We start from the raw sequence: 7,422 nt of genomic DNA on the forward strand, positions 1-7,422 counted from the left end.
ATATAAAAAAGCCGCGGAATCCGCGGCTTTTTTCGTCAATTACAATACTAAAACGGGATGTCGTCATCAAAATCCATCGGCGGCTCATTATACTGCGGTTGCGAGTACTGTTGAGGCGCAGATTGTTGCATAGGCTGATGCTGCTTCGCTGGTTGTTGTGGTTGTCCCCAACTACCTTGCTGCGCAGGAGCATTCATGCCGCCTTGGGCTGGCATTCCACCTTGCTGTGCACGTCCACCCAGCATCTGCATGATACCGTTATAGCCTTGTACAACCACTTCGGTTGAGTAGCGATCTTGACCACTTTGATCTTGCCACTTACGCGTTTGCAGTTGGCCTTCAATGTAAACTTGAGAACCTTTGCGCAAATATTCACCGGCCACTTCTGCCAATTTTCCATACAGAGTGACTCGGTGCCATTCGGTTTTTTCCTTCTGTTCACCTGTGGCTTTATCACGCCAGGTTTCGGAGGTCGCGATGGTGATATTCGCTACTGCGCCGCCGCTTGGCATATAACGCACTTCAGGATCTTGGCCTAAGTTACCAATCAAAATTACTTTGTTCACGCCACGGCTTGCCATGTTTTGCTCCGTAATCAAGTCATGTCTATCAATTTGAAGTAGTCGGCAAGGATAACACCGTTTTGCTCACTGAACCAATCGAATTCCCTTATTCTGATGGTAGCCGAACTCATTTCACTGACCTTGTTTGCCCATTTTCAAGGCGGCTTCACCGAAATAACTCACTGATAAACTTATCGGTTACTTAGCCTATTGAGGTGCTCCGCAAACTGCTTTTATCGCATAGCGCCATAAGCTATTTTTCGCCATATTAAGTGCATTATTTCATATTAACTGGATCTGCAATTCATCATGCAACGAGCCAACTATGCACGCACGATTTATTTATTAACGACACAGCCGAAAACGTTACATCCCGGAGTTCAAGCCGCCATTGAGCAATTGAACCTGCCCGTCCCGGTGATTGAACCAGAACGCTTATTGCGCGAGTATCAATCCGATAAACACAAAATATTGTTGCTCGACCATGCGGAAAATGGCCTGATTCGCCAGCAATTGGGTCCCCTCAAGCTTACCAGCCCGTACTTCGAAACCATCTTGTTTAATGTCGAGAAACGGTTAAGAACGGAAGATCTGCTCACTTTTGGAAACCTCAAAGGTCTGTTTTATGCCAATGAAGACACAGGCTTTATTGCCCACGGTCTTGGGGAGATCATTAATGGCCAAAACTGGCTACCTCGCCATGTCAGCAGTCAGTTGCTGCATTACTATCGTTACGCTTTCCAAAGCCATCAAGTTCAAGCCACGGTCGATTTGACTGCACGTGAAATTCAGATCCTGCGCTGTTTACAAACTGGTGCATCGAATATGCAAATCGCTGAGAATTTATTTATTAGTGAGTTCACGGTGAAATCGCATCTTTATCAGATATTTAAAAAGCTAAACGTGAAAAATCGAGTCAAAGCGATCGCTTGGGTTAATCAAAATTTACTGTAAAGGCGCTCAACCTAGCGGAGTGAATTCACCATGAGTGAGTGGAGAAAAATGTAGTAACAATGCGACTTCACACACATTTTTTCGGCCAAGAGCCTCAACGTAATGCAGTCGCGAATCAGAAGTGGTAGAGTCAGCAAAAAATTTCTCCCTAGCACACCATAGAGCAAAAATGATGATTAAGAAGTGTCTATTTCCGGCAGCTGGCTACGGTACCCGATTCCTACCAGCGACTAAGTCGATGCCCAAAGAGATGATGCCTGTTGTTAACAAACCGCTGATTGAGTACGGTGTTGATGAAGCGATTCAAGCGGGTATCACAGGCATGTGTATTGTGACAGGTCGTGGTAAGCATTCGATCATGGATCACTTTGACATGAACTACGAGTTAGAGCACCAAATCCGCGGTACGAATAAAGAAGAGCTATTAGGTGATATCCGTAAAATCATCGAAAGCGCTAACTTTACCTTCATTCGCCAACGTGAGATGAAAGGCTTGGGGCATGCGATTTTAACCGGCAAAGAATTGGTCGGTGATGAGCCGTTTGCCGTTGTGCTAGCGGACGACCTGTGTGTGAACGAAGAGCAAGGCGTACTGGCACAGATGGTTGCACTGTACAAACAGTTCCGCTGCTCTATCGTCGCTGTGCAAGAGGTTCCAGAAAACGAAACTCACAAATACGGCGTGATCGCAGGTGAGATGATTAAAGACGATCTGTTCCGCGTCGATAACATGGTCGAAAAACCAGAGCCGGGCACAGCGCCAAGCAACCTCGCCATCATTGGCCGTTATATCCTCACACCAGATATTTTTGATCTGATTGAGCAGACCGAGCCGGGCAAAGGCGGTGAAATTCAAATCACTGACGCGCTGCTCAAACAAGCCAAAGCGGGTTGTGTACTGGCTTATAAATTCAAAGGTAAGCGCTTCGACTGTGGTAGCGTTGAAGGCTATATCGAAGCCACCAACTTCTGCTACGAAAACATGTACAAGAAAAATGACCAAAAAGTGGAGCTGGCTAAAAAGTCGACGCATAAAGGTCAGTAATTCGCTATCTAAACAATGCATTTAAAAGCCAACCTGCAACTTCTCAGGTTGGCTTTTTTGCTTTTGATATGACTGTTTTTTTATCCAGTATTTGCTTGCACTTTGTTCACGCTATGTAATACTTGCTGCACTTCGTTTAGCAAAGAGCAACCCAGATGGACAAAATCGAAGTACGCGGCGCTCGTACCCATAACCTCAAAAATATCAATCTGACCATTCCTCGTGACAAATTGATTGTCATCACCGGCCTCTCTGGTTCAGGTAAATCCTCACTGGCTTTTGATACGCTGTACGCAGAAGGTCAACGGCGTTATGTCGAATCGCTCTCAGCTTATGCGCGCCAATTCCTTTCTCTGATGGAAAAGCCGGATGTAGACCACATTGAGGGGCTTTCACCCGCGATTTCGATTGAGCAGAAGTCCACTTCCCATAACCCACGCTCTACTGTGGGTACGATTACGGAAGTGTATGACTATTTACGTCTACTCTACGCTCGGGTTGGTGAGCCACGCTGCCCCGAACACCAAGTGCCACTGAAAGCGCAAACCATCAGTCAGATGGTAGACAAAGTACTGGAATTGCCAGAAGGCAGCAAAATGATGCTGCTGGCAACCATAGTCAAAGAGCGCAAAGGCGAACACGTTAAAACATTGGAAAACCTTGCTGCGCAGGGCTTTATTCGTGCGCGTATCGATGGTGAAACCTGCGATCTGACCGATCCACCGAAACTCGAACTGCACAAAAAGCACACCATTGAAGTGATTGTCGACCGTTTCAAAGTGCGCAGTGATCTGCAGCAACGCTTAGCCGAATCCTTTGAAACCGCCTTAGAACTTTCCGGTGGTATCGTCGTTGTCGCACCGATGGAAGGCGATGGCGAAGAGCAGATTTTCTCGGCCAACTTTGCTTGTCCACATTGCGGTTACAGCATGCGCGAACTTGAACCACGCCTGTTCTCCTTCAACAACCCAGCCGGTGCTTGTCCAACCTGTGATGGTTTAGGAGTACAGCAGTATTTCGATCCAGATCGAGTGATTCAAGATGCCAATTTAAGTTTGGCACAAGGTGCGATCCGCGGTTGGGATCAAAAGAACTTTTATTATTTCCAGATGCTGACTGCACTGGCCGAGCACTACGATTTTGATGTACACACGCCCTTCTATAAGCTGAGCAAAAAGATTCAGGAAATCATTCTGCACGGCTCTGGTCGCACCGAAATTGAATTTAAGTACATCAATGATCGGGGTGATATTCGCCTTAAAAAACATCCTTTTGAAGGAATTTTGCATAATTTGGAGCGCCGCTATCGCGATACCGAATCCAACTCGGTGCGTGAGGAGCTGGCAAAATACATCTCCAACAAGCCTTGCAGCAGTTGTGATGGTACGCGCTTAAAAATCGAAGCACGCAATGTGTTTATTAATGATACTGCGTTGCCAACGATTGTAGAACTGAGCATTGCTGATGCGCTAACGTTCTTCCAAGAGCTCAAACTGGAAGGCCAACGTGCACAAATCGCTGAAAAAGTGATGAAAGAGATCAACGACCGGCTGCAATTTTTAGTCAATGTCGGGCTTAATTACTTAAATCTCTCGCGCAGCGCCGAGACGCTTTCCGGTGGCGAAGCACAGCGTATTCGCCTAGCCAGTCAGATTGGTGCGGGTTTAGTCGGTGTGATGTATGTCCTTGATGAACCGTCGATTGGCCTCCACCAACGCGACAACGAACGCTTGCTGCAAACCCTCACCCACTTACGCAATCTAGGTAATACCGTGTTAGTGGTTGAGCATGATGAAGATGCGATTCGCATGGCAGATCATGTGATTGATATTGGCCCAGGTGCTGGCGTACACGGCGGCATGGTGGTTGCCGAAGGTAATGTAGAGGAAATCATCGCCAATCCAAACTCACTCACAGGCCAATATCTCAGTGGCGTGAAAAAAATCGCGGTACCAGAGCAGCGCACACCAAAAGATGCGAAGAAAACGGTAGAGCTTAAAGGCGCAGTCGGTAATAACTTAAAAAATGTTGACCTGTCTATTCCTGTTGGCCTGTTTACTTGTGTGACGGGCGTTTCAGGTTCGGGAAAATCCACTCTGATCAACGATACCTTCTTTAAGATTGCCCATACCGCACTCAATGGCGCGACGACGGCGACACCTGCACCTTATCGCTCCATTCAAGGTCTAGAACACTTTGATAAAGTGATCGATATCGATCAGAGCCCAATTGGTCGCACTCCTCGCTCCAACCCTGCCACTTACACCGGAATCTTCACTCCAATCCGTGAATTGTTTGCAGGAACACAAGAGTCCCGCTCGCGTGGTTATCAGCCGGGACGCTTTAGTTTTAACGTGCGCGGAGGGCGCTGTGAAGCGTGTCAAGGCGATGGCGTGATCAAAGTTGAAATGCACTTCTTACCCGATGTGTATGTGCCTTGTGATGTGTGTAAAGGTAAACGCTATAACCGAGAAACACTGGAAGTGCGCTACAAAGGCAAGACGATTGATGAAGTTTTGGACATGACCGTTGAAGACGCACGCGAGTTTTTTGACCCCGTACCTGTGATAGCACGTAAGCTGCAAACCTTGATGGATGTTGGGTTGTCCTACATTCGTCTTGGGCAATCAGCCACCACCTTATCAGGAGGTGAAGCGCAGCGGGTAAAATTAGCGCGTGAACTCTCCAAACGAGATACGGGCAAAACCCTGTATATTTTGGATGAACCAACCACGGGCCTACACTTCCACGATATTCAGCAACTATTGAGCGTTCTTCACCGCTTGCGTGACCATGGCAATACCGTGGTGGTGATTGAGCATAACTTGGATGTGATCAAAACGGCTGACTGGATCATCGATTTAGGCCCCGAAGGCGGCCAAGGCGGCGGACTGATTATTGCAGAAGGAACACCAGAAGATGTGGCGCAGATCGAAGCTTCACATACCGCACGTTTCCTCAAGCCTTTGTTGAATTAGAAAAAAAGGCTAAAGTAATGAAACCAGCGAACTGTGCGCTGGTTTCTTTTTTAAGGTGAACTGCATGGCAACTTTGCTGTTAAGTGGCACTCGGTTGGAGCCTCACGCTCCGAGCCTACCACTCAATAAACCGTTTCTTTTTGCCTTGGCCGTGGTTTATCTGCTCGCCATGCATTTCTTTATGCCTAACCCCGGCGGTGCAGGGCTGGCGCTCTCCTTCAATACTACGGTCTGGATCGCGACCAGCATAACACTGGCGATTGGTCTGTATCAGTTGGCGAATAATCAAGCGCTGCGTTATTCCAAGCTGACCATTGGACTTTGGTTAAGCTGTGTTCTGCTAACCCTACCCATCACTTACTCGAATGCCGATTGGTTTCATACTCTTGGCCGCTTAGTGGGTCTCTGGGCTGGATTTACTCTGTTTCTCGTCTTACAACAATTTCGCTTTAGCAACAAACATAAACAGCGTTTGCTGTGGTTTATTCTACTGGGTAGCGTCATTGAAGCCGTGATCGGTTTAATTCAATACTTTTGGTTAGAGCCGGGTAACCCCTTTGGTTATGACACCGAAGCAAATCGACCGTATGGTATTTTCCAGCAACCAAATGTGATGGCCAGTTTCCTCGCAACAGGGCTGGTGTTGTCAGGTTATTTGCTGGCCAGACAACCGGAAAAATATGACTCGCGCTGGAGCAAAATCGGCATCCTTTACGCGACACCGCTACTCACGGCTCCCTTACTGGTCGTACTCGCCTCTCGCACTGGCTGGCTGGCCAGTTTATTGAGTATCGCTCTGGTTGCCCCTTACTTATATCGATTCGCTTCACGTCGGCGCTTTACGCTCTGGCTTCTTGCCATAGCTCTTGGGATTTGTGCAGGTTTTACCGCTATGTATGGCCAAGGAACCTCTAGTTTTGTCGCGAATAAGGCTGACTTAGAAAGCCCACGTCGTTTCACATTTCCACAAACCATAGATATGATCATCGAAAAGCCTTTTACAGGCTATGGTTATGGCAAATTTGAGGCGCAGTATCTGCTTTATACTGCTCGCCAGCATCAGTTAAATAGCAGCTATCCAGCAGGCTTAGCATCGATGGATCACCCACACAATGAGCTGTTGTATTGGGGGGTAGAAGGCGGATTACTACCTGTAATGGGTATATTACTCGCCGCCTGTTTTTGTGCTCTACGCATTTATGCCGCCAAACGTGGCACTCGCATGGCCATGCTGGCTCTGTTTGTGCCGATCACCTTACACGCTCAGTTGGAGTATCCGTTTTACCACTCCGCAATCCACTGGATCACCTTTATTATCCTCATATACTGGGTAGATCAACGAGTCGCACGCTATCGACTGGCCAGTTTCACCACGCTCACGAAATCTTTACTGCGCATTACCAGCTTAGTGCTGCCGATTGTCACCAGCTTGTATATGGTCACAGCGTTACACACCAATTATGTGTTAACGCAATTTGAAAAATCTCAGCCACTCAATCCTGAATTGCTGAAAAACGTGACTAACCCATTGGTATGGCAAGACAGATTTGATTGGGATATCTATAGCACCTATCTGAACATCGGGCTCCATGAACAAAAAGCGGAGCTTATCCAACCCTATATCGATTGGTCATTACAGATCATTCAACATAAACCGCGCCCGGCCTTCTATTCAAACCTGATTTTGGCTTATCAAGGTTTAGGCGATACGAGCCGTGCGCAGCAAATCCGCCGCGAGGCCGAATTTCTGTTCCCCAATCAAGATTTCAGTACAGTCCAGTACCACCCCTCGATAAAGGTCAACAGTGCCGCATCTGATGCTGAAGCTCCCTCAGCCGCGACACCCTAAGCTCTGCGAGAAACAATAAGGGTGGCTTTTAAG

The 7,422-nt window shown here is 47.5% G+C and carries 5 protein-coding genes; 4 read left to right on the forward strand and 1 reads right to left on the reverse strand.

Annotated features, from left to right (window positions below):
- Positions 1 to 47 precede the first annotated feature (47 nt).
- Positions 48 to 581, reverse strand: coding sequence for a single-stranded DNA-binding protein (locus GOU96_RS07415; RefSeq protein WP_000168287.1), 534 nt, complete (start codon positions 579 to 581; stop codon positions 48 to 50).
- A gap of 291 nt (positions 582 to 872) precedes the next feature.
- Between GOU96_RS07415 and GOU96_RS07420 the strand changes: the two genes are divergently transcribed.
- From GOU96_RS07420 to GOU96_RS07435, 4 genes are all read left to right on the forward strand, one after another.
- A complete protein-coding gene (locus GOU96_RS07420) occupies positions 873 to 1,517 on the forward strand; it encodes a LuxR C-terminal-related transcriptional regulator (protein ID WP_001188318.1) in 645 nt (214 codons plus the stop codon).
- 172 nt (positions 1,518 to 1,689) lie between these two features.
- A complete protein-coding gene (gene galU, locus GOU96_RS07425) occupies positions 1,690 to 2,562 on the forward strand; it encodes a UTP--glucose-1-phosphate uridylyltransferase GalU (RefSeq protein WP_001920788.1) in 873 nt (290 codons plus the stop codon).
- A gap of 155 nt (positions 2,563 to 2,717) precedes the next feature.
- The gene (gene uvrA, locus GOU96_RS07430; RefSeq protein WP_175248268.1) at positions 2,718 to 5,540 is read left to right on the forward strand and encodes an excinuclease ABC subunit UvrA; all 2,823 of its coding nucleotides are present in this window, start codon (positions 2,718 to 2,720) and stop codon (positions 5,538 to 5,540) included.
- Positions 5,541 to 5,604: 64 nt separating this feature from the next.
- Positions 5,605 to 7,389, forward strand: a complete 1,785-nt coding sequence (locus tag GOU96_RS07435) for an oligosaccharyltransferase (protein ID WP_000212629.1) — start codon at positions 5,605 to 5,607, stop codon at positions 7,387 to 7,389.
- Positions 7,390 to 7,422 lie beyond the last annotated feature (33 nt).

The sequence above is a fragment of the Vibrio sp. R-1 genome (assembly GCF_035615595.1).
Taxonomy (GTDB): domain Bacteria; phylum Pseudomonadota; class Gammaproteobacteria; order Enterobacterales; family Vibrionaceae; genus Vibrio; species Vibrio cholerae.